This window comes from Gardnerella sp. DNF01157 (genome assembly GCF_049244225.1).
Lineage (GTDB): Bacteria > Actinomycetota > Actinomycetes > Actinomycetales > Bifidobacteriaceae > Bifidobacterium > Bifidobacterium leopoldii.
The window spans coordinates 716,181-738,745 of the sequence record NZ_CP058388.1 but is presented as its reverse complement, the minus strand read 5'-3'; the positions used below and the strand labels follow the sequence as shown (position 1 = coordinate 738,745).

Below are 22,565 nucleotides of genomic sequence, written 5' to 3'. Positions count from 1 at the left end.
ACTTATTTAACTTAAATTCATTCTTGAGTCATGCGAATATAGGATTTGAAGAGAATTTCCAAACGCTCGTCATTATTGGAGCAAGGCTTTGTAGCACCAAAAGCAACGTCTACTATTCTATCTAGCTCGTCATGAGCTTTGCGCAAATCTTGAGGCATGTAGGTCGGATCAAAAAAGTTCATTGGCACCAAGTCATGATTTTGACCATATAAAACGTTACATTGGACTTTTAGAAAGATATGTCACATATTGTCGAATTTCCATTATTTGTTGTTGATAATATTTTCAATGTTTCTGCCTGCATAAAAGATACGAACAACCATTACGCTACATTTATCTTCATCTACGAGGTAAAAAGCTGTGTAGTTATCTATGTGAACCCTGCGTATTCCCATAGAATGCCACGGCTCCCACTCTACAAGCGTATATCGCATAGGCATAGTCTCAAGAGAACGTATAGCATGCTTAATGCGGTTGACTTGTTTTTCAGCTGTTTTAGGAACTTGTAAATTAAAGCGAATGTATTCGTATAGCCCAGTGAGATCAAGGAACGCTTGTGGAGAATAAATGACGCTATAGGTTGTGCTCATACGCCGTATTCCTTAGCGAAGAATTGGTCTACTTCATCTGCACTATAAGATTTGCCAGTCGAAAGTGAGTTGATGCCTTTTTGCAATTCCTTATCCAACTCATCTCTTGTTAAGTTGCCTAAAGCAAGCGGTTTTTCTTGCGTATTAGTCGGCAGACGAAGTTCAAATGGCATGCCTTTTTGTAAAACGATTTGACTATAAAGCATTTGGATTGCTGAAGATGGTGTTATTCCAAGCTGGTTCAATATGCTTTCAGCGTTTTCTTTAAGATTTGTATCGATTCTTGCATATACAGCATTCGTATTTGTCATTGTGTTTGCGTCCTTTCTTCACTCATTTTACAAAATAGTTGCAAGCATACGCAAGCAATTGAAAGCAAAAGTTTAATCACTATTCAGATTATAGCTTTCCGTTGTTGGTTTAGGTGTTTTGCGTACTTTAGGCGGTTTTGCGTACTTAGCGAAGGCTATCCTAAAAAGTTTAGCGCGCTGCGGCTTTAAGCTGGTTGATTCAGAAAGTAGTACGTAGCAATCGTCAAACACTGTTACTTTCTCAGATAGTTGACTGAGAATTTAACGGTGTTTAGATCTTGGCTTATGCCCCCAATAATATTCACCAGATTGGCTTTACACACTTTTTGGCCTATAAACCCAATGCTTAAATTGCAGAGACGCTTATCAAAAAAGAACTCCCAGATTTGAGCACTGTTAGTAGGCTTAGGGGGCTGCTGTCATCAGGGAGTTTATCACTATTTCTAGATATTAGCTATTACTATTCAACTACTCAAAATAAAAGAGGGAGCCGAAACTATGTCAGCTCCCACAGGTGTGTGTCCGCAAACGCACACCGCAATTACATTTTCATTGTACCTTATAGTCTTTAAAAAGCTAATTAATCCATCAATAACACTTCCTATAGTGAAGTGAGCTTGTCGTACATATAAGCGTATACAAATTTTGACGTTTTTACAAATTTTATGACTATGTTGTTGCAGCCATAATTTTTAAATATAATAAAAATATATTTATCTGATTATTTTTCTCATACCGAGTAGGGATATGTGATATTTATATGTAATTTATAGGGGGAAGAATAAGAATTATAAGCAGATTATATCGATACAAGATAACTGTATGTAAAATATAATTTAAGAAGAGAGTCATTGCGGCAGTAATTTGATTACTAAGTTTAAGGGGAAAAGAGTTTGATTATATAATATATCAACAAAATTATTTGCCTCGTTTGACTAAAAATTGAAGACTTATTGAAACGGTGGTTGATTTTAAGGAAATGAGTAAATGAGTAAATCAATTCTTGATTATGCTTTTGAGCAAAATGTTGATGAACAAACATTGTATGAGAAATATCCTAAGGTTTTCTCTGCTTTATTGTTAGATCATACAACAAAACGCAATATTTGCTGGGCAACGAATGACTATAAAAATTATGGTGATACTCATCAAGCACATTCCGAAATAACCGTTGCTTCAATTACTGGTAAATATGCAGGGTTGATTGCACCTAGAACATCAAAATCTCGTGAATTGCAAATATCTCGAACTAAAAATAAGGCTGAGGTATTTACTCCATCTTGGATTTGCAATGAACAAAATAATTTAGTTGACGAAGCGTGGTTTGATAGAAAAGATGTTTTTAACCATAGTAAAGATAAAAGTTGGATTTCTACAACAGAAAAAATTGAGTTTTCAGAGAAACGCTCAAAAAATTGGATGGCATATGTAGATGAACGTAGAATGGAAATAACATGCGGAGAGGCTCCTTATTTAGTTAGCAGATATGATGCAACAACTGGCGAAATAATTCCACTTAAGCAACGTATCGGACTTTTGGATCGCAAGCTTAGAGTAGTTAAAGAGAATACTAGTAATGAAATAGATTGGCTCAAGTGGTCTAAACGTGCATTTGAATCTATATATGGTTTTGAATATCAAGGAGATAGTCTGCTTCTAGCAAGAGAAAACCTTCTTGCAACATATGTTGATTATATGCGTGATTCACTTAATAGAAAACCTACAGAATCAGAGCTTTTAAACATAGCAACTATTATTTCTTGGAACATCTGGCAAATGGATGGACTTACAGGGTATCCGCCTTATTGTAGTGAGATACATGCAAATACTCAGCCAACTTTATTTGATTTTGAAGAATTTGAAGAGAATGTAGATTCACAAACTTCATCATCTTGTCAAATAAAAGATTGGCGCGCTAATAAAATCAACAAATTTAATGACTTACTTTCACAGGAGAAAAAGAATGAAGAAAGTAGATAATCTTGAATTGTTAGATAATCTTATTGTTGGAAGAGTAACGCCTCACATTTATGCTTTCCAAACTGGTACAATACCAAATTATTTAAAGGTAGGAGATACCTATCGACCTGTTAGTATTCGTTTAAAAGAATGGGAGCACAAATTCCCTGATTTAATCAAAAAATATGAGCATAAAGCAACAGTTTCGGATAATGTATATTTTCGTGATTATGCTGTGCATGATTATTTAGAAAATTCGCTTGGCAAAAAACGCCTTGAACCAGAAGATTTATCTACAAATAATGTTTACTATAGTAGGGAATTTTTTAAAGATGTTAATACTTCTGAACTAGATGAAGCTATTAACGATATATGTGAGCAATATAAATTAAAAAACTCTACATATGCATACTATGATTCCAATAAACGATTGGCTGTTACAGTACACTATGAGCGAGGAGCAAAGTGGACACTACGCCCAAATCAACAAGAAACAGTTGATAATTTTATAAAAGCAGTAAACTTGGGGCGCACAAATCTTTTAATGTATGCTGTTATGCGATTTGGCAAATCATTCACATCACTTGCATGCGCCAAAGCCATAAATGCAAAGACTGTGCTTATTGTTTCTGCTAAAGCAGACGTTTGCGAAGAATGGAAGAAGAACGTAGAACAACCAGGCAATTTTGAAGGCTATAACTTTTTAAGTTCAAAAGAATTATTAGAGAACGATAACGCAATTTCAGATATTCATGCCAAAGATGAAACGGCAGTCATTTTCCTAACATTACAAGACTTGCAAGGCACTGAGATTAAGGCAAAACATGCACAAGTCTTTGAAAATAAAATTGACTTATTAATTGTTGATGAAACACATTTTGGTGCCCGTGCTCAAAGTTATGGCGAGATTTTGCGCAATGTGCAAACAGACGAGAAAAAAGACCTAAAAGACAATATTAAGTTTCTTGATAAGCAGGAAGATGACCAAATAGATCTGGAAGATGTCAATAAGCAAATCAAGGAATTAAAGGCTAAAGTGCGGTTGCACCTCTCCGGAACACCTTATCGCATATTAATGGGTTCAGAATTTGAGCCAGAAGATATTATTTCTTTTGTTCAATTTACAGATATCGCTCACGAACAGGAAGCTTGGGATGCTGAAAACTTATATAAGGATGATGTTGAGGAATGGGACAACCCTTATTTTGGTTTTCCCCAAATGATTCGTTTTGCTTTTCACCCAAGTAAGCGAGCTATAGAAAAAATGAATGAACTGAAAAAGCATGGTGTAAGTCTTGCTTTATCTGCTCTTTTCAAGCCGCAATCCATTAGGAAAGACACAAAAACAAATGCGCATCAAAAATTTGTACATGAAGATGAAGTTTTTGACCTTCTAAAAATTATCGATGGTACTTCTAGCGACTCAAAACTTTTAGGATTTTTAGACTACGATAAAATTAAGCAAGGTCAAATGTGCAGGCATATGGTAATGGTTTTGCCATATTGTGCTTCTTGCGATGCAATGGAAAAGCTTATTAATGACCATGCTTTAGAATTTAAGAATCTCGGCGAGTATGAGATTTTAAATATTTCAGGCGTAGATGCACAACACCATTTCCATACGCCAACCGATATTAAAAATCGTATTGCAAAACTTGAATCAGAAGGTAAAAAGACGCTCACTTTAACAGTGAATAGAATGCTTACAGGCTCAACTGTTGAGCAATGGGACACGATGATTTATCTAAAAGACACATCTAGTCCGCAAGAATACGATCAAGCGATATTTCGCTTACAAAACCAATATGTTCGTGAACTAAGTGACGGCACAAAAGTTATAAAAGAGTGCCTAAAACCGCAAACTCTGCTGGTAGATTTTGACCCACATCGTCTTTTTACTATGCAGGAGCAAAAATCTTTAATTTACAATGCCAACACTGAAAAGAATGGTAATTCATTGCTTGACAAGCGTATTGCTGACGAGCTTCGTATATCGCCAGTTATTACAATGAATCATAATCGCTTAGAACAGGTGCAAGCTACTGATATCCTAAAAGAGGTTAGCCACTACAACAATTCTCGTTCAATTACCGACGAGGTAATGGATTTACCGATAGATCTCTCAATCCTAAATAACGAGCATATGCGGGATGTAATTGAAGCACAAAATCCATTTGGATCTAAGGCAGGCTTAACTCTGGAAGCCCATGCAAGTGAAACAGATGGTCAGGATTTTGATGTTAATGATGATACAGATGAAATATTGGATGATCATAATGAGAAAACAGAGTCATATAAACAACCATCTTCCACAGATATCACAGATGATAAAGAAATCAAAGATTTAGAAAACAAGATACGCACATATTATCAGCGCATCCTCTTCTTCTCGTTCCTTTGCCCAGAATCAGTAAAGTCATTAGATGACATTTTAGAAACATTGCATAACGGTAAAAATAATCGACTCGCTAAAAACTTAGGTATCAATACGGATGATATCGAGGTTTTGCGAAATTCACTCAATGCTTTTAAGCTCAGTGCTTTAGATTATAAAATCCAAAATATATCTACACTTGCCACTGACGAAAACTTGCAACCCCTTGATCGTGCTGTAACTTCACTTGCTAAATTTAGCCGTATGTCTGCTTCTGAAATCATAACTCCAATAAAAGTGGCTGATGAAATGGTAGCGATGCTTTCCAAAGACCAATTGCGCAACATCATTAAATCAGATAAAAAATTACTTGATATTGCATCAAAATCAGGCGAATATACTGTAGCACTCGTAAAACGTCTACAGGCATTAGGCTTTACGCTTGACGAAATAAGAAACAGCATCTACGCTATTCCTACTTCAAGCGTTGCTTATGAGTTCACAAGACGTTTCTACGAAATACTTGGACTAAATATTGCTTGCATTGCCAAGAACTTTACAAGCTACGACCTTCTCGATATTAAAACAGATAACGAGGAGGTGGACTATAATCGAATAACTGAACTTCTTAGTCAGAAGAAAGATTTTGAAAAGATTACACTACAAGATAACATTCAAGGGGGTGAAAAAGTGGAATTTGGAGCAGTTGTGGGGAATCCTCCGTATCAGGAAAGTGATGGCGGAGCTCAAGCTAGCGCTCGCCCTATTTACCATAAATTTGTTGAAATCACTAATCAGCTTAGTACAAATCAGGCTACTCTTATTATCCCGACACGTTGGTACGCAGGAGGAAAAGGACTCGATCAATTTAGAGAGCATATGCTTGCAAATACACACATAAGTCAGCTTCATGATTTTATTAACCCAGAAACCGTATTCCCTGATACAAATAATCGTGGTGGTGTTTGCTATTTCTTGATTGATAAGACTTATAAGGCAGATTATAGTAGTGGAACACAGATATTCACTCATTATGAAAATAAACATGTATATAATGCGACTAGACCATTAAACAGTTTTCATTTAGATATCTTTTTGCGTGATTCTATAGGTGTTTCCATTGTTAAAAAATTGTTAAGCAAAAGTTCATTTAAACCTTTGGCGGATCATGTTTCATCACGCAAGCCCTTCGGCCTAGATGGAGATATATTTAAGACTACTGCTTTTAGTTTAGATAAGAGCACACTTGAATCCCCAGTTACCTGCTATTGCAAATCCAAGCTGACAGGATATGTTCCACAAAACATTATAAGATCAAATAATAGTTGGATTGACAAGTGGAAAGTACTTACCCCTTATGCTAATAATATAGGAACTGAGCTAAAAGACGACAACCAAAATTGTTTTGTTGCCATTCCGAATTCCGTTTGTTCAGAAACTTTCATCGTAATTGGTTTTGATCTAGTAAATGATGAAAAAGATGCAAATAATTTATCTAACTATCTAAAGACAAAATTCTCTAGATTCCTTCATGCTCAAGCAAAAGTCAGCCAACATGGCACAAAACAAACTTATCGCTTTGTGCCAGTTCCTGATTTAAGTAAAGATTCACCAATTAATTGGAACTTGTCTTTAAATGAAATTGATGAGCAGCTTTTCAACTTTTATGGTCTAAACGAGGAAGAAAAGCAGCATATCCTCAACTCTATAAAAGATATGAATTAGTGCGAGGCATGTCATGGAAAATAAAAGCAAACTAATCCATTTACTTGATGCTCGCGCAGATCGTCTTCTATACACTTATCGTACACAAGAAAAAGCTGCTGATAGATATGAATTTTGGGAAAGATGGCGCAAAAGATTCTCAATTGGCTTAACTGTCGTAACTACAGGCACACTGATTACAAGTGTTGCTGGGATTATGTTAAACGAAATTTGGGGGAATTTCGCCGTAGCACTTATCGCGACTTTAGCAACAGGTGCTTCTTTTTCGGGTGAATTTTTTGATTTTAAGGCAAAAATAGCAGAACATCAAAAGTCAGCTGTTGAAATTCGCTATTTATTCGAAAGATATGAATCATTAATTTCTGATCTTGAAGCTTCAGCCATTTCAGATGAGTATGCACGTAAAATTCGAGATGAGCTAGAACTTAAAGAGCGAGATGCACTATCAACAGCACCTAGAACTACATCCAGAGATTATAACAAGGCTAACATTGCTATAAACGGTAACGAAAAACCTCAATCATCACAAGAAGAAATTGACAATAGAACTCCGGGCAGAATGTAATGAGGAGGTAATACTAGATACATGAGTGAATTAGACATTTTTGATAAAATCTTCGATAATCTTAAGATTTCTAATAAGAAAGAAATTAGAAACCGTAGAGATGAAATTACAAAAGCTCTTAATAGAGAATTTAGAGATTCAGATTCAGAATCAGACAATCGGTTAATGGTAGGTTCATGGGAACGTTGTACAGCCATTAATGGAGTCTCTGATTTAGATTTTCTTTATATTCTTCCTTATCATTTATATGATGAATTTCATGTGTCAGGAGGTACACGCAAAGTTCTATCTAAGGTAAAACAAGGTATAGCCACACATTATTCACAAACGCATATTCGAGTAGATCGTTTGGTAGTTGTTGTAAAATTCAGCAATTATAAATTTGAAGTGCAACCTGTCTTTGAACAAGACGATGGTTCATTTTCGTATCCAGATACGTATTCCGATTCTTGGAAAACAACCAAACCCCGAGATGAAATCAAAGCCATATCCGATCTCGATGAAATATCTATGGGGAATGCTAGAAAAATTTGTAAGTTAGCCCGCGCATGGAAAAATAAACATAACGTTCTTATGGGTGGTCTTCTCATAGATACTATGGCATGGAGATTTCTCAATGATAACGATAAATATTTTAGCACTACAAATCATCCTGACTATATGATTAGAGATTTCTTCAAATATATAAGCAATTTACCAAAGCAAGAATCATGGAATGCTTTAGGCAGCAATCAAAGAGTAAAGGTCAAGAAAAATTTTCAAGTAAAAGCTTTAGAAGCCTATGATCTCTGTTGTGCTGCTATTGATGAAAGCGATGAAGTTAAGTCACACAAGAAATGGCGGGAGGTCTTTGGAAGATTTGTTCCATTAAGTGACTACAAACAAGTAGCCAAGGATCTTTTTACGTCGTATAATGACACGGAACAGTTTATCGAAAATTTTTATCCTATTGATTTACGATATGAGCTTAATCTTGAGTGCAAAGTAACACAAGATGGATTTAGACCAGCTAATTTAAGAGATATGATAAGGAATCATATTTTGCTTAAACCAAACAAAAAACTAGAATTTTATATAACAAATGCGGATCTCCCAACGCCATATAGTCTAAAATGGAAAGTATGCAACTGCGGCGAAGAAGCTAAAAAACGCAATTGTATAAGAGGTCAAATTATTGGTGGTACAACCTCTAAAACCAGAGAAGAACATACGGTTTTTCGAGGGGAACACTATGTTGAATGTTACGCTATACACTACGGCGTGGTAATAGCAATAGGTAAAATCTCTGTACCAATTGCTACAAACTAGGATTACGCAACCTAATATTTCTAAAATCAAACTTACTAAAGATTCAATATATTGGGACCTTTTAGATATCGGGCATAAATTAAACAGTCTAGATGTGATTAATACGCTTGTATAACTTTGCATATGATATTTGTGTAAAAAATTTAAATAACAATCTATAAAGGATAAATAAACTTATGAGAAGAAATATGGATTTAGTTCGCGAGATTTTAATTGAAGCTTCTAAAAGTGATAAAGAAGTTAGAGCAAGCGATATTGCTGAGAAAAGTAGTAAATACTCTCTTGAAGAAATTATTTACAACATAAGAATAATGGGTGAAGGTAATTTAATTAATGTATATATCGATGAGCGTGAAGCTGGCGTTGTAGATGCTTACTTATGTACATAACTTGGTATGGTAATGAGTTTCTTGATTCTATAAGTTCTAACGAAATATGGGAAAAGGTAAAAAATAATTTTTCGGATAAAATTATCAATATTCCTTTTGATATTCTCACTAGTTTGGCTAAATTGTACCTAAAAAGTAAATTAGGCTTATCTTAATTATTTTTACTCTATTCATCATTTTATCTTGCATAAAATTAATATTTATGCAAGTTAAAATGATTCAGTATGCGTGTTTTTATATAGATGCTTCATTGTATTTAAATATGTTCGAATTAAGTCTTTTAAGCATTGTCGGTAGGTCAGCTCCAAGCTGTTTTCCAATCCACAATCTAATAATATTCATAGAGCAAACATTAATTCTGTACATTTTTTCATAGTCTTTCGGAGTTTTTTCCATATTTTCGTTAGCATCATCATGTTTATTTTTCTTATAAATATCATTCATTTCTTTTAACCAATCAAAATCCTTGATATCTACTGGAAAATATTCTCCAAATTCGTCTTTTATCGCACATAATGCGCACATAAAACATGCCAATCCACCGTTTTTGTTCATTCTATTTTTCTGGCCTGTACTTTTTATTATTTCCCACCCAATATCTTCTAGTGCAACACCTAAGATTATATTCACAGATTCAACTGGAAGATTATTTTGCTCTTTTGCTATGTGCGATATTATTCCCATTGCTCTTCCATATCTTTGCAATAATTCAAACCATTTTTCTATTCCATAAATATTAATATCGTCAAAATCAAACAAGAATTGTTTATTATGCTTTTTATCAATGTTTTGCGCATAAGCATTTAAATGATGAAGAACATGGAACCATTTTACTGTTGAATCATTGCAAGTATTATTGTTTTCCACACCTACTTCCATTTTTGAAAATTCGCATCGCTCTAATTTAGATATAGAGATAAGATTTAAAATCCAATTATGAATTGAAATATGCTTTTCCCAATTCAATTCAGCTTCACTATGAGTCTCAATAAATGCTTCTTCTGTAAAGCTTACAATACTGCCATTTTTTGATATTTTTCTTACCTGCTGATCGATAGCAAGCGACAGACTGATGGGTGATTTATTGCTTTCATTTTGCATTGAATTTATTTTGCATAACTCTTTGCTACTAGATTTTTTAATATCAATTTTTATACTTTCACCATCATCAGAAAGCTTATTAACGCTAATTCCTCCCGATACGAACCAATCATATAGATTTGAACAACTCGTTCTCAAATTACTTATTTTTTCGAATTGTTTTTCATTTGAACCAACGATTATGTAGTCGCATGTAATTGTTGCAATTCTAATTGGGCACATTACATCCTTGCTTGATTCTGTATCTCTACATCCTACTAACGTATATGTTTTACTTGGTGATAAAACTTGCAAAATATTAGGTACAGGCAATCTACTTATTGTTTCATTCCCTGCATCAGATTTTATATGTGTAACTCTTCCATCTAAAAACTGACCACTAAGCTCTTTGAATAACACAGACAGTTCAAATTTCATTCCGTTATCATGTAACATAACTACAGTTTCAGAAGAATCATTATTATCTGTCTTCAAAAAACCAAGAACGGGTTTAGTTAAATCAAGGCTTTTATCTTCCATAATCTCTTAATCTCCAACTAACTTGTTGCTTTTAATGAGAATATTTTAGTATGCAAATATAAATAGCCGCAATTTATTGTTTGCAATTTTAGCACTATAAACCAATGCAGCAATCAATAATTTCGCTTGACAACATTACGCACCTGTGTATCAAAACTATTTCCTTAACGCAACAATTTTGGCCTATAACCCCTATAACCCGAAAAATATACGTAGAATGAAAATTGCGAGGAATCACCTGACCAACAATCTGACGAAACGGCAGCTGCGAGACCCTCGCGTTATTTTCGTTATAGCTTTATTTTTTATAATATCCAATGTACCAAAGGATTCGGGTAATCGGCAAAAACTCCAAGCATCACACCTGGAGCTTTCGCCGACCGAGTACTCCCAATCCATTTGTGATAATGGTCTATAATATATTAATCAAAAAAGGTTAATAATTTTTGGGTCTAAGCCACGTTTACGTTTTATGTGATAGCATTTTCAAAATCTTTGGCTTGTATCTCAATTATTGAAATACGTAATATGTAAGGATTAGCTAAAGAATAATTTGCATAAATAATTAGAATATAAATTATTATACGAAATACTGCAATTGCAAAAGTAGGGAGAAGGCATATGAGCTACGTTGCAGATAAACCTATTGAAAAAGCTGATGAAGATTTATTGGGAAGATCTGATTTTGCTGAACAATTTGGAAAATCGATTTGTGAATATGATAGCAAAGATGGTCTTGTAATCGGTTTGTATGGAAAGTGGGGTAGCGGCAAGACATCTATTATTAACATGGCTATATCCGAGATTCCAATAAACGAAGACGAAGCCAAAAAAGTAGAGAAAGAAAAATGGTATTCAAAATTATACAAAAGAATAAGAAGATTCGATACTTCACAAAAAACTGAAGAAGAAAATCAAAATCACAATCCAATAGTTATTAAATTCTCACCATGGAATTATTCCGACAAGAACAATTTAATCAGTTTGTTCTTTTATGAATTGAAGAATAAATTAAGTGTAGCTAAAGACGAGAAGCGTAAACTATGTATTCTAATGCATCCAATAAGATAGACAGTAAAAGAGAAATGAAAAAAACTATTATACATGCAGAAAATTTATTATTATGTGTAAGAGAAACTTCGACCTTATGACAATAAATACATGGATAAAACTATAAAATGAGACAACTACTCTAATTAGCTCGCAGGATAAACATTACTAGTAGTTGGTATGGCATCTGAATAATAATCTTTATTATGATAGCCATTGCACGAATTGAATAGAAAAACAAGACATATCGCAACAAACATTAAAGTCAACATAAAGTGTACATAAGATTTGGAATTCAATTCATCAGATTTCTTATTACTACTAGGTGGCATCCTGTGAACCTTAAATGGCAGATATCCCGTTAAACATTTTTCCGAATCAATTTTTTCACTTATCAATACATTGCGCTTACGTTTTTTATCAACTTTATTTTGAACGTGTAACGTAGCTTTGCAATCCTCTAACGCATCATGCGCATTATAAGAATATTTACACTCTTTGGCAGCCCATTTTAACGCAATTGTTTTTGAACCATAGAAGGTTTCAGCATACTCATGCATAGTATCAGTAACCTTGTTCCTGTTAAGGCGTATACCAATCTCAGCGAGAAAAGCCAAATCGAACTTAGCATTGAATGCACATATTTCTCTAGCTCTATTAATGATATTTTGTATAGCCTCCACATCTTTAGTAATACATTCACATTTTCTAACATCAAAAGGATTTATATGATTTATTGCTTCAGCTTGAGGCCAATGAGTAACACATTCTGGTTTATATAGCTTATTCCATAAGACATTGCCATTCCCATCAATTATAGACAACTGCAATATTTCATCATATTCAGGATCCAAACCTGTAGTTTCTGTATCCAAAACAATTCTTGGAATTATATCCTCACATGGAATGCTCACAGTATTCATCTCAACTTTTAAACTAAATTGAATCAAACTAGAACTGCTATTAGAAGACGCTTTGGGCTTGTAAGAAAAATATTCTAGTCTATTACCTACTAATGACATTAATACATTGTTAGCTTCTGTTAATACATTTTTTGTCTCAAAAATTATATTGCCATAACTATTTTTTACAATTACATATTTTTCTTCATCTTTACACTCAGTTGTAACAATGCAATTCTTAAAGCTATGAGACCTTGATATATCAATAGAATCTGCAACAAAACGCGAATCAGCATAAAAAGAGTACTTACCAGATAATTTCATGAGACTTCGCATAAAATGATTTTTTACCAAAGCTTCCTTCTTCTCAAATATGTCTGCTGCGCAATCATCTGCTCTCTATATAAGTCTAATAAGAACTAAAGATTTAAGTTTAAGTATGGGTCATTATGCTTACCCATACTTTTTGCCTTTTACAACAAGACATTTGATTAATAAACACAATTTTTTGTCTATAACACAATTCATTAGCCTTAAACATTTAGAAGATATTGAAAAAAAAATTTATGCGGAAAAAATTTAATACATTTCAAAATCCGAAGATATATTAAGTTCTTACCAATTCCGTATAGCATTTTACGTATGGAAATGTATTGATAAAGAAAATGCAATCTCATATGTTAAGAATATATTCAATAATGAGAAGAATAAGCTTAAATTCTTATGCTTAACAACATATAATAGTTTAACGGGCTGGAAATTTTATTCAGAAAATTGTCTTGATTTTACTTCTGAATATGAATTTCATTATTCTATAAAAACTTTTGATAAAAACAGATTAGACGAATTCACTAAAGAAGAACAAATAAAATTAGCGTCGTTTGTATTGAATTATGAAAATAATAATGACGACTTTAACCATGCGTCTGAGCGAGAAGCGTTGCAACTCATAAAAAAGTGGAAATCTGAAAGTAAGAGTAATTAAGAGTGTACACAGTTCTGCCCGAAATTCCTTACAATACTGTAATGGGAATTCAGACAGAACTACAAACTACCGTACTTTGCGCCAACGCAATCTATCGTCGTTCGCGCCTAGTTTACACATCATAAGAGTTCCTCGTATAGTCACTCCTTGTTGTCCGGAAGTAGAGCAGAAGCTTCCCGGGTGTACTAGAGGAAGTTGCTGTTGTTGAGGAACAGGAGATGGTTGTTGGGTAGGTGCTTGTGCCTGCTGCTGAACTGGTGCTTGGACAGGTTGTTGATTCTCTTGCTGTTCTTCTGCGTTCCTATTTTCAGATTGTGTAGAATTTGAATTGGAACTATCTACAGATGATTTGTTTGTTGAATTCTTTTTTGTGCCTGTTTTGTTAGTGTTAGTTTGATTTTTATTGTCAGAATCCCCATTTGAAGACGACTTTGGTTTATTTTTATTATTATCTTTGGAACCCTTGGATTTGCTATCTTTATCTTTTTTGGCAAAAATTGAATCCTTTTCAATTTCGCAAGACAAGTCATTCTTTTTTACGGAGCAGATTTCGTCAGAGTAATGATTTATGGCAAATTCTATTTCTGTTTCATCAAACTTAAGGTCTTCAAGTTTTGACTTTGCGTCTTCTTCAGTTAAATTATTATCATCTTCTACAAGCAGCCTTAATTTTCTTACTGCCACATTGTTGAAATCGTAAGTGTCGTCTAAATAATTTATAGCAGATTCAGAATCTTTCGCGGAGCATCCGGAAGTTGTCATCTTTTTCTTAATAGCGTTCAAGGACAAAAAGTCGTCAACTACATAGTTTTTTGCTATATTTTTACATTCTGATGCACTTAACTTGGTTTTAGTGTTGTTTGGTTTATTTTGCTGAATCGAACCTATGACCCCAGCTGCTAAAAAGATTATTAATACAGTTAGGAGTATATGTTTAAGTTTTTTAGATTTTGTATTTTTTGGATTTTTTGCATTATTTGGCTTGTGAGACATGTTGATCTGGCTCTTATCATATGGTGTAGCGCTGTTATTTATAATTTGAGTTTTTTGTACGTCACTATTTTTGTCAGAAACATCATTGTTATTCATAGAATATCTTTCTCTGCTGTAAATATTTGATATATCTTATTGCCGTCTTTATGAGTACTGTTACAGTTTAACCGCATTTTGCTTATTTTGTGAATAGAATTTATGTTAAATATTTTCTATTCTTCAAATTAGAAAAATTTGTAAGCTTATGAAGATTAAGTGCGTATCAAAACTGTTTCCTTAACGCAACAATTTTGATACACCTTCGCCGAATAGAATATATGACACACCAACAGACACGCTGAAAAACACGCCAAATAGCACACCAAACGACACGCCAAAATAGGCGAGGGCTTGCATTTGAGAATATTTCGGGTATAGTAGTTACTCGTGCTTCGGCGCTGACATTGTTCAGTAAAGTTGCATTGCGGACATAGCTTAGTTGGTAAAGCGCAACCTTGCCAAGGTTGAGACCGCGGGTTCGAGTCCCGTTGTCCGCTCTAGGTCCGATGAGTTATTCGACCTTACGGTGGGTTAGCCAAGCGGTTAGGCAGCGGCCTGCAAAGCCGTATAGATGAGTTCGACTCTCGTACCCACCTCGATTAAGCGGGTTAGCTTAATACACAACCGGGCGGTTGGCGCAGTGGTAGCGCACTTCCCTGACACGGAAGGGGTCACAAGTTCGAACCTTGTATCGCCCACTCGAAAGGATTGCCTTTCACGCATAATTAAAAAATTTTGGGTGATTGGCGCAGCGGCTAGCGCACTTCCTTCACACGGAAGGGGTCATAGGTTCGATTCCTATATCACCCACAATATGTTCGCAGTGTAGAAGCACTGCGTTTTTTGTTATCTGGCTATTTTTTATTTCCTAACTTACATATGAAAATTTTTCGCAGCCAAACACACATGCAACCACAAATAGAAGCAATATCTCATAGCAGTCAGTCAATCAATCAACCAACCAACCGACCAGCCAAGCAAGCAACCAATCATTTCTTCACAGAAACACACATACTAATGTTCATTTTGAGTTCATTTAATATCGTGCTATACTCGTCCGAGTACAAGTGAAAATTGCAGGGGTACTGGAAACAGTTGAGAAACACCCTTTGAACCTGTTTTGTTAAGACATGCGTAGGGAGCAATTACAATAAGTGATTTCTTTCTGTCACGATTTTCGTGACATCTTGCGTTGCCACAAAGTAGTAGCAATTACACGAGTATCAACTAAACAATTAAAAAAAAAGATTTAAAAAACAATTAAAAACTAAAAACCAAACACCAAAACCAAAAAATATCCGCCTGAATGTCACTTTTGGGAAAACTTGCACAAGTGAGGAGGAATACTGCACATGATTGATAGCAGCATAAGTGCTGAAACTATAGAATCGGCCATAAGCTGGCTTGCAGGATTCACAGAAAAACCAGGAGAACAAGGAGTTACTCGACCTCTTTACACAAAATCTTGGAAACAGGCTCTTTTTGCTCTTCGTCAACAATTTGAAAAACTCGGTATGACTGTAGAATTCGACCAAGTTGGAAACCTAATTGCAACTGTTGAAGGATGCGAAAAACCAGAAAGCATAATAGCTTGTGGATCGCATATTGACACAGTTTCAAGAGGAGGTCGTTTTGACGGCCAACTTGGAATAGTTGCAGCCTATTTAGCAATTAAGAATTTACTTACTAGATATGGAAAGCCAAAGAAAAGTCTTCGCATTATCTGCTTAGCAGAAGAGGAAGGCTCACGTTTCCCATACGTATTCTGGGGTTCAAAGAATTTCTTCGGACTAGCCCAAAAAGAGGACGTAGAAAATATTTGCGACAGCGAAGGTGTTCCTTTCGAAACAGCAATGCGTGAAGCTGGGTTCAATTATCAAACAACTCAACCTAAGTTCGCAAATCTTGAAGCCTGGATTGAGCTACACATTGAGCAGGGACCAACGCTTTACAGCAATCACGAAGATTTAGGTATTATCACTAGCATTGCTGGTCAGCATCGTTGGGATATTCATCTTAAAGGCGTACAAAATCACGCTGGCACAACAATGATGTCCTACAGGCACGATGCAGTAGATTGCATGTCTCATATAATCGCCAAAAATCTTGACAAAGCTAAGCAATCAGGCGACCCACTGGTGCTTACTTTCGGTAGAATCAGCGTAGTTCCAAATCAAGTAAATATTGTTCCTGGAGAAGTTACTTTTTCAATGAACTGCCGTCATACAGATAAAGCTTTTCTTGATAAATTCTTGCAGGAACTCGACGAGGATATTCACGAAACTGCCAAGTCTTATGGCATTACAGCGCAGATCGATAAGTGGATGTCTGACGATCCTACACCACTTAGCGACGATATTATTAATCTTTTGAAAGATCAAGCTAATAAGCAAGGTTATGCGTACAGAGTCATGCATTCAGGTGCTGGTCAAGATACGCAAATTTTTGCTCCGTTTGTAAAATCCGGAATGATTTTCGTTCCTTCAAAAGATGGTATTAGTCACGCTCCAGAAGAGTACACAGATCCACAAGACGCTGTTCACGGAGTAAAGCTTTTACGAGATGCTCTGCATAGTTTGGCTTATGAGGACTAACTAAAAACCAACTAAAAAGATAACGAAAACCAAATAAATAGAAATCTAGGAAGGACGCAAAAGGCATATACGATGCAAACTTCACTGCTTAATTAATCGCAGCGAAGAAAAGTGAATATCGAATGAGAGTACAACGCTTATTCACGAATAAGAGGCTGATACGAAGGGGCGCACCACCACGGGTACGAAATCCTTTCGTATCTTTTTTTATTTTTGAGCAAAGTTGCGATTATTACTTTCAAAAAACTCAAAACACAAAAAAGAATCAAATTACAAACAAGAAAAGTAAGGAGGTGCGCATGCAAATTAGTAAACTGCTACAAGATGAGCCAGTAGCTAGTAAAAACTTGGAATGTTACCGCGAGCGCGGCTACACTAATGAAGATTTACTGCCAAAGCCGCAAGAAAAACGCACAATGAGTGCTCTTAATTTTTGCACTTTGTGGATGCAGTCTGTACACAATATTCCTAATTATGCTGCAGTTGGCGCGTTCCTTTTAATGGGATACTCTCCAATTTACGTAATGATTGGTATCATGCTTGGCGCAATTCTTACAGCAATTGTCATGGTTGCTAACGGTGTTGTAGGTTCCAAATACGGCATACCGTTTTCTATGCATTTGCGCGCAACATACGGAAAAGCAGGCGCTCAACTACCAGGATTCCTCAGGGGAGTAGTTGCTGCAATATGCTGGTATGGAATTCAAACATATATAGGTGCGAAAGCTTTAGAGATTCTAGTTGGCAAAATTTGCCCTGAGCTTCTTACGTTTGGAAACAAAATACCATTTGTAGGTTCGCACATACCTATTATTATTTCCTTCGCAATATTTTGGTTGCTTAATTTGGCGATTGGTTTAGGCGGAGGAAAGACTCTTAATAAGCTAACTGTAGTATTAAGCCCACTTATTTACGTTGTTTTTGGTTGCATGAGCGTATGGGCTATTAGCTGTGCTGGTGGATTATCTGCAATCATGCAATATCATGCTACTGTTCAAGCGCCAACTAATTACGGTCTTGGGCTTTTCATGATGATGGTTGTAAATTCTGTGCTGGGCGTTTGGGCTGCTCCTGCCGTTTCTATTGCTGATTTTACGCAAAACGCAAAGTCAACTATGGCTCAACTAAAAGGTCAAATTGCTAGCTTCTTGCTAAGTTACGCGCTTTTTGCTTTTACAAGCGTAGTTATTTTAGTGGGCGGATCGCTTTTTTACCATGAAACCATTACAGATGTTCTTGTCATCATAAACAAGTGGGATAATCTTCCTGCAATTGCAATAGCTACTGGGTTGCTTCTACTTACTACAGTTTGCACAAATGCCACTGGCAATATTGTTCCTGCAGCATACCAGCTAACTGCTTTAGCTCCGCGATTTGTAAATTATAAGCGTGGAGTGGTTATTGCAGCTCTTGTAAGCACTGTGCTAATGCCGTGGAAGTTTATGGCTAATATTACAGGCTTCTTGAATCTTATTGGCATGCTTTTAGGCCCTATTGCAGGTGTTCTACTTGCCGACTATTACGTAGTAAAGCGCACGCATATTGATCTTGATCAAATTTATTACGATACAAATAGCTCGTCAAAATCTGCCTATTCTGGAACTAACTGGATATCTTATACTTCTACGATACTTGGGCTTTTATTTGCTCTTTCCGGGCAGATAATTCCTCTACTTTCACCACTTACTCAAATCTCATGGATCGTGGGATGCGCTGTAGGTTTCGTGTGTCAAATATTACTATCAAAAGTTTTTCAGCCAACAATGGCTAAAGAAAGGAAATAATATGAACTACGATGTAGTAATCACAAACGGTTTGGTTGTATTCGATAATGAAGCAACTAAAGCCGATATAGCAATTAAAGACGGCAAGTTTGCCGCTTTTGGAAGCAACTTTACAGCCGATAAAACTATTGACGCAACTGATTTAATAGTTGTTCCTGGAAAAGTTGATTCTCATGTTCATATTAACGCTCCAGGCGGCGGCGTTCGCGACGATTGGGAAGGTTTTGTAACAGCAACTTCTGCCGGCGCAAAAGGCGGTATTACTACAATGCTGCAAATGCCTTGCAATCAGATTCCTGCTACTACTGATGGAAAATCATTTGAGGCAGTGCTTAAAGAAGCCGACGGAAAGCTCAAGGTTGATGTTGGTCAAACTGGTGGCTTGGAACCACAAAACCTCAATGGCGGAATATGCGAGCAAGATAAGCAGGGTGTCGTTAATTACAAAGCATTCCTCGGCACTACTGGCGACAAGGATTTGCAAGTTGATTTGTATAATTGCGACGATTATTCCCTTTACACCGGTATGCAGCAGATTGCAAAAACCGGCAAAATTTTGATTATGCATTGCGAAAACGCTCCTATTACAGACCAGCTTGGAAAGAAAGCTCATCAAATGGGAGCTAGAAAACTTTCTGAGTTCGTAGCAACCAGACCTGTTTTCACTGAAGTTGAAGCGATTGAACGCGCTTGTCTTTTTGCTAAAGAAACTGGATGCAGAATTCATATTGTTCATGTTTCTTCACCGGAAGGCGCTCAAGCTGTTGCTGACGCTCGTAAGAATGGCGTTGACGTAAGCTGCGAAACTTGCAACCATTACCTGTATTTCGACACTTCTGAGCTTGACGAGATTGGAAATATCGCTAAGTGCACTCCGCCAATTCGTGACAAGGAAAACCAGAATGGCTTGTGGGAAAAGGTTTTTGACGGTTCTATTAACTTCATTGTTTCCGACCATTCGCCAGCTCCTTTGAGTTTGAAGCAAACTGATGATGCTTTCACAGCTTGGGGTGGTATTGGTAGCGTTCAAAACGATGTTGATGTGTTCTTTGATGAAGCTGTGCAAAAGCGCGGAATGTCATTAACTCAATTTGTGGCATTGAATTCTAGCAATTCTGCAAAACGCTTCGATTTGAAAGAAAAAGGCAGCATACGTTTGGGTTACGACGCAGATCTTGCATTCATTAAGCCAAACGCTCCTTATGTTCTTAAAGCTGAAGACCTTGAGTATCGAAACAAGTTCAGCCCATACGTTGGTCGCACTATTGGCTGCCAGGTGGTAAGAACTTTGCTTCGCGGCGAAGAAATTTACAGCCAAGAAAATGGCGTTTGCAAAGGCTTCAAGGGCAAGTTTATTCTCCATCCAGCTAAGGATTAGGTAGAATCTTTAAACGTAATATTTAAAACTTAAAGCATATTCTACAGAAAGGAGGTAAGTGTGCTGAAACTTAATCACGATACTGTGGATTATGTTGAGAACGAGAATTTACTTGAACTACTTAAGCGCGAAGGCTACGACAGTACTTTTGTTGCAATAGAAGTTGATGGTGAATTAGTAAAACGCAAAGATTTTGAAACTTTCATAATTAAAGATAACGCAAAAATTGAAGTATTTAGCATTATGGGAGGAGGATGAATGGAAAGTGACGATATTCGCGCAAAAGTTCTTAAACGTCAGCTAAAGGAAGATAATGATTTGTTTGCTCAACAATCAGTTTCAATACTTGGCTGCGGCGGTTTGGGATCAAATATCGCGTTGATGCTTGCGCGAGCCGGCGTAAAAAAGTTGTACATTTACGATTTTGACAGTATCGAGTATTCGAATTTAAACCGTCAAAATTATACGATTAACGAAATTGGACAACACAAAGTATCTGCTACTAAAGCACGGCTTAATGAAACTTTGCCGTACGTTGAAGTAGAAGCTTTCGTACAAAAAGTTACGCCGGAATCGTTAGATGAGATTGCTGAGCGCTCCGACTTGTTTATTGAAGCATTCGACAATCGCGAATCGAAAGCAATGGTTCTTGACTATTTCATGAATCATCCTAACAAATATGTTATTACCGCTTCTGGCTTATCTGGACTAGGAGATATTAAGAACGTAAAAATTAAGCATCTTTCAAACGTGTGCTTAGTAGGTGATTTTAAGTCTTCTCCTGAAGAAGGCTTGTATTTGCCTTATGTTTCGATTATCGCAAGTTTAGAAGCGTTAGAAGCGTTGAAATGGATAAAAAATGGAGGAAATTATGGAGAATGAAGATTATTTAGAATTAGGTGGTAAGAAGTTTACTTCTCGATACATTTTGGGTTCTGGAAAGTATTCTGAGGAGCTTATTGATGCCGCAGTAAATAGTGCTAAAGCTGAAATGATTACTGTAGCAATTCGCTATAGCGAGAAAGCTGCAGGAATTTTAAAGCATATTCCAGAAGGCGTTACCATTTTGCCTAATACTAGCGGATGCGTAACTGTAGAGGAAGCAGTTAACACTGCACATATTGCTCGCGAAATGGGTTGCGGAAACTTCATCAAGCTTGAGATTATTCCTGATCGCAAGTATTTGTTGCCAAACAATGAAGCTACTTTGCAAGCAACAAAGATTTTGGCTGACGAAGGCTTTACTGTTCTTCCTTACATGTATCCAGATTTGTACTTTGCTAAGGCAATGCGCGACGCTGGAGCTGCCGCAATTATGCCTCTCGGCTCTTTGATTGGCTCTAACAAGGGTCTTGAAACTAAGAAGTTTATTCAGCTTATTATCGACGAAATCGATCTTCCTGTTATTGTCGATGCCGGCATTGGCGTTCCAAGCCAGGCTGCTGAAGCAATGGAAATGGGTGCTGCAGCTGTAATGGCAAATACTGGAGTTGCTACTGCAAACGATATTGTGCTTATGGCTAAAGCTTTCAAGCTTGGTATTGAGGCAGGCCGCGCAGCTTATCTTGCAGGCCCTGGTCGAGTGCTTGAAAAGGGTGCAACACCATCTTCTCCAAAGCGCGATGACGAAAGCAAGTAAGCAAACAAATAAAATAAGTCTTCAACTTAAAACACTGAAAATCTGAAACAAGTAAGCCTTACAAGTACAGCCAGTACTTGTAAGGCTTGCGACATACCTAATTTGCACTTTTTATGAAAATGATATAAGGTATTCACTTGTTTGCGGACATAGCTTAGTTGGTAAAGCGCAACCTTGCCAAGGTTGAGACCGCGGGTTCGAGTCCCGTTGTCCGCTCCATTTGAAAATAAAATATCCACAATTCTGCAACATTCACACATCGAACATGCGTTTCCTATATACTACTTATATACTGAACTATGATGTGACGAGTGCAGTCAGCGCATAAGATTAAATGCTGAATGCTTACGAACGCAACTT

General features: G+C 36.2%; 18 protein-coding genes, 5 tRNA genes and 1 riboswitch. Of the genes, 17 read left to right on the top strand and 6 right to left on the bottom strand.

Translation table 11 applies throughout. The features are described 5' to 3' along the window. Positions 1–17: 17 nt before the first annotated feature. From HXT38_RS02745 to HXT38_RS02735, 3 genes are all read right to left on the bottom strand, one after another. Positions 18–182, bottom strand: coding sequence for a type IIL restriction-modification enzyme MmeI (locus HXT38_RS02745; RefSeq protein WP_223293642.1), 165 nt, complete (start codon positions 180–182; stop codon positions 18–20). 81 nt (positions 183–263) lie between these two features. After that, the gene (locus HXT38_RS02740) at positions 264–590 is read right to left on the bottom strand and encodes a type II toxin-antitoxin system RelE/ParE family toxin (protein WP_004119526.1); all 327 of its coding nucleotides are present in this window, start codon (positions 588–590) and stop codon (positions 264–266) included. Beyond that, positions 587–901: a type II toxin-antitoxin system RelB/DinJ family antitoxin gene (locus HXT38_RS02735; RefSeq protein ID WP_421788874.1), complete on the bottom strand. Its 315-nt coding sequence runs from the start codon at positions 899–901 to the stop codon at positions 587–589. The genes HXT38_RS02740 and HXT38_RS02735 overlap by 4 nt, the downstream gene beginning before the upstream one ends. A 987-nt stretch (positions 902–1,888) precedes the next feature. On the opposite strand from HXT38_RS02735, the gene HXT38_RS02730 reads away from it, so the two are divergent. The 5 genes from HXT38_RS02730 (at position 1,889) to HXT38_RS02710 (ending at position 9,221) form a co-directional block, all read left to right on the top strand. After that, positions 1,889–2,881 (top strand): restriction endonuclease subunit M, encoded by a 993-nt coding sequence (locus HXT38_RS02730; RefSeq protein WP_116971033.1) that lies wholly within the window; start codon positions 1,889–1,891, stop codon positions 2,879–2,881. After that, positions 2,865–6,959, top strand: coding sequence for an Eco57I restriction-modification methylase domain-containing protein (locus tag HXT38_RS02725; protein ID WP_116971034.1), 4,095 nt, complete (start codon positions 2,865–2,867; stop codon positions 6,957–6,959). Before HXT38_RS02730 ends, HXT38_RS02725 begins: the two co-directional genes overlap by 17 nt. Positions 6,960–6,972: 13 nt before the next feature. Continuing rightward, a complete protein-coding gene (locus tag HXT38_RS02720) occupies positions 6,973–7,524 on the top strand; it encodes an SLATT domain-containing protein (RefSeq protein WP_116971035.1) in 552 nt (183 codons plus the stop codon). A gap of 21 nt (positions 7,525–7,545) precedes the next feature. Further along, positions 7,546–8,832 carry a nucleotide-binding domain-containing protein gene (locus HXT38_RS02715; protein WP_421792017.1) on the top strand — a complete coding sequence of 429 codons (1,287 nt, stop codon included), beginning with the start codon at positions 7,546–7,548 and terminating at the stop codon, positions 8,830–8,832. A 176-nt stretch (positions 8,833–9,008) separates the two neighbouring features. After that, positions 9,009–9,221 (top strand): DUF2513 domain-containing protein, encoded by a 213-nt coding sequence (locus HXT38_RS02710; RefSeq protein ID WP_410297332.1) that lies wholly within the window; start codon positions 9,009–9,011, stop codon positions 9,219–9,221. Between the two features lie 234 nt (positions 9,222–9,455). Here HXT38_RS02710 and HXT38_RS02705 read toward each other — a convergent pair whose 3' ends face one another. Beyond that, entirely contained in the window at positions 9,456–10,841 is a 1,386-nt protein-coding gene (locus HXT38_RS02705; RefSeq protein WP_421792015.1) for a hypothetical protein, read from the bottom strand. 621 nt (positions 10,842–11,462) lie between these two features. On the opposite strand from HXT38_RS02705, the gene HXT38_RS02700 reads away from it, so the two are divergent. Next, a complete protein-coding gene (locus HXT38_RS02700; RefSeq protein WP_421792013.1) occupies positions 11,463–11,912 on the top strand; it encodes a P-loop NTPase fold protein in 450 nt (149 codons plus the stop codon). 125 nt (positions 11,913–12,037) lie between these two features. Here the strand turns inward: HXT38_RS02700 and HXT38_RS02695 are convergent, their stop codons facing one another. Further along, positions 12,038–13,129: a 3'-5' exonuclease gene (locus HXT38_RS02695; protein ID WP_421792011.1), complete on the bottom strand. Its 1,092-nt coding sequence runs from the start codon at positions 13,127–13,129 to the stop codon at positions 12,038–12,040. Positions 13,130–13,844: 715 nt separating this feature from the next. Then, positions 13,845–14,867, bottom strand: a complete 1,023-nt coding sequence (locus HXT38_RS02690) for a hypothetical protein (RefSeq protein WP_421792009.1) — start codon at positions 14,865–14,867, stop codon at positions 13,845–13,847. Positions 14,868–15,234: 367 nt separating this feature from the next. On the opposite strand from HXT38_RS02690, the gene HXT38_RS02685 reads away from it, so the two are divergent. From HXT38_RS02685 to HXT38_RS02635, 11 genes are all read left to right on the top strand, one after another. Further along, positions 15,235–15,307 (top strand) — tRNA-Gly (locus HXT38_RS02685). 28 nt (positions 15,308–15,335) lie between these two features. Next, positions 15,336–15,406: transfer RNA gene (locus HXT38_RS02680), tRNA-Cys, on the top strand. A 30-nt stretch (positions 15,407–15,436) separates the two neighbouring features. Beyond that, positions 15,437–15,508 (top strand) — tRNA-Val (locus tag HXT38_RS02675). 39 nt (positions 15,509–15,547) lie between these two features. Continuing rightward, positions 15,548–15,620 (top strand) — tRNA-Val (locus HXT38_RS02670). Between the two features lie 258 nt (positions 15,621–15,878). Then, a riboswitch (TPP riboswitch) is annotated at positions 15,879–15,968 on the top strand. 194 nt (positions 15,969–16,162) lie between these two features. Continuing rightward, positions 16,163–17,404 carry a hydantoinase/carbamoylase family amidase gene (locus HXT38_RS02665; protein ID WP_421792007.1) on the top strand — a complete coding sequence of 414 codons (1,242 nt, stop codon included), beginning with the start codon at positions 16,163–16,165 and terminating at the stop codon, positions 17,402–17,404. A 299-nt stretch (positions 17,405–17,703) separates the two neighbouring features. After that, positions 17,704–19,188 carry an allantoin permease gene (gene allW / locus HXT38_RS02660; protein ID WP_421792005.1) on the top strand — a complete coding sequence of 495 codons (1,485 nt, stop codon included), beginning with the start codon at positions 17,704–17,706 and terminating at the stop codon, positions 19,186–19,188. Between the two features lies 1 nt (position 19,189). Continuing rightward, positions 19,190–20,566, top strand: coding sequence for an allantoinase AllB (gene allB, locus HXT38_RS02655; RefSeq protein ID WP_410297067.1), 1,377 nt, complete (start codon positions 19,190–19,192; stop codon positions 20,564–20,566). A 60-nt stretch (positions 20,567–20,626) separates the two neighbouring features. Beyond that, on the top strand, positions 20,627–20,824 hold the full coding sequence (gene thiS / locus HXT38_RS02650; RefSeq protein ID WP_004574242.1) for a sulfur carrier protein ThiS: 198 nt from the start codon (positions 20,627–20,629) through the stop codon (positions 20,822–20,824). Further along, a complete protein-coding gene (thiF, locus tag HXT38_RS02645; protein WP_004106663.1) occupies positions 20,825–21,448 on the top strand; it encodes a sulfur carrier protein ThiS adenylyltransferase ThiF in 624 nt (207 codons plus the stop codon). Then, complete coding sequence (locus tag HXT38_RS02640; protein ID WP_004108959.1) at positions 21,438–22,205, top strand: thiazole synthase; 768 nt, start codon at positions 21,438–21,440, stop codon at positions 22,203–22,205. The genes thiF and HXT38_RS02640 overlap by 11 nt, the downstream gene beginning before the upstream one ends. A 143-nt stretch (positions 22,206–22,348) precedes the next feature. Continuing rightward, positions 22,349–22,424, top strand: a tRNA-Gly gene (locus HXT38_RS02635). Positions 22,425–22,565: the final 141 nt, after the last annotated feature.

Bases quoted from the DNA above. Each gene is read 5' to 3' on its own strand.
- HXT38_RS02745 (WP_223293642.1), bottom strand. From the start codon at position 182: ATGAACTTTTTTGATCCGACCTACATGCCTCAAGATTTGCGCAAAGCT.
- HXT38_RS02740 (WP_004119526.1), bottom strand. From the start codon at position 590: ATGAGCACAACCTATAGCGTCATTTATTCTCCACAAGCGTTCCTTGAT.
- HXT38_RS02735 (WP_421788874.1), bottom strand. From the start codon at position 901: ATGACAAATACGAATGCTGTATATGCAAGAATCGATACAAATCTTAAA.
- HXT38_RS02730 (WP_116971033.1), top strand. From the start codon at position 1,889: ATGAGTAAATCAATTCTTGATTATGCTTTTGAGCAAAATGTTGATGAA.
- HXT38_RS02725 (WP_116971034.1), top strand. From the start codon at position 2,865: ATGAAGAAAGTAGATAATCTTGAATTGTTAGATAATCTTATTGTTGGA.
- HXT38_RS02720 (WP_116971035.1), top strand. From the start codon at position 6,973: ATGGAAAATAAAAGCAAACTAATCCATTTACTTGATGCTCGCGCAGAT.
- HXT38_RS02715 (WP_421792017.1), top strand. From the start codon at position 7,546: ATGAGTGAATTAGACATTTTTGATAAAATCTTCGATAATCTTAAGATT.
- HXT38_RS02710 (WP_410297332.1), top strand. From the start codon at position 9,009: ATGAGAAGAAATATGGATTTAGTTCGCGAGATTTTAATTGAAGCTTCT.
- HXT38_RS02705 (WP_421792015.1), bottom strand. From the start codon at position 10,841: ATGGAAGATAAAAGCCTTGATTTAACTAAACCCGTTCTTGGTTTTTTG.
- HXT38_RS02700 (WP_421792013.1), top strand. From the start codon at position 11,463: ATGAGCTACGTTGCAGATAAACCTATTGAAAAAGCTGATGAAGATTTA.
- HXT38_RS02695 (WP_421792011.1), bottom strand. From the start codon at position 13,129: ATGCGAAGTCTCATGAAATTATCTGGTAAGTACTCTTTTTATGCTGAT.
- HXT38_RS02690 (WP_421792009.1), bottom strand. From the start codon at position 14,867: ATGAATAACAATGATGTTTCTGACAAAAATAGTGACGTACAAAAAACT.
- HXT38_RS02665 (WP_421792007.1), top strand. From the start codon at position 16,163: ATGATTGATAGCAGCATAAGTGCTGAAACTATAGAATCGGCCATAAGC.
- allW (WP_421792005.1), top strand. From the start codon at position 17,704: ATGCAAATTAGTAAACTGCTACAAGATGAGCCAGTAGCTAGTAAAAAC.
- allB (WP_410297067.1), top strand. From the start codon at position 19,190: ATGAACTACGATGTAGTAATCACAAACGGTTTGGTTGTATTCGATAAT.
- thiF (WP_004106663.1), top strand. From the start codon at position 20,825: ATGGAAAGTGACGATATTCGCGCAAAAGTTCTTAAACGTCAGCTAAAG.
- HXT38_RS02640 (WP_004108959.1), top strand. From the start codon at position 21,438: ATGGAGAATGAAGATTATTTAGAATTAGGTGGTAAGAAGTTTACTTCT.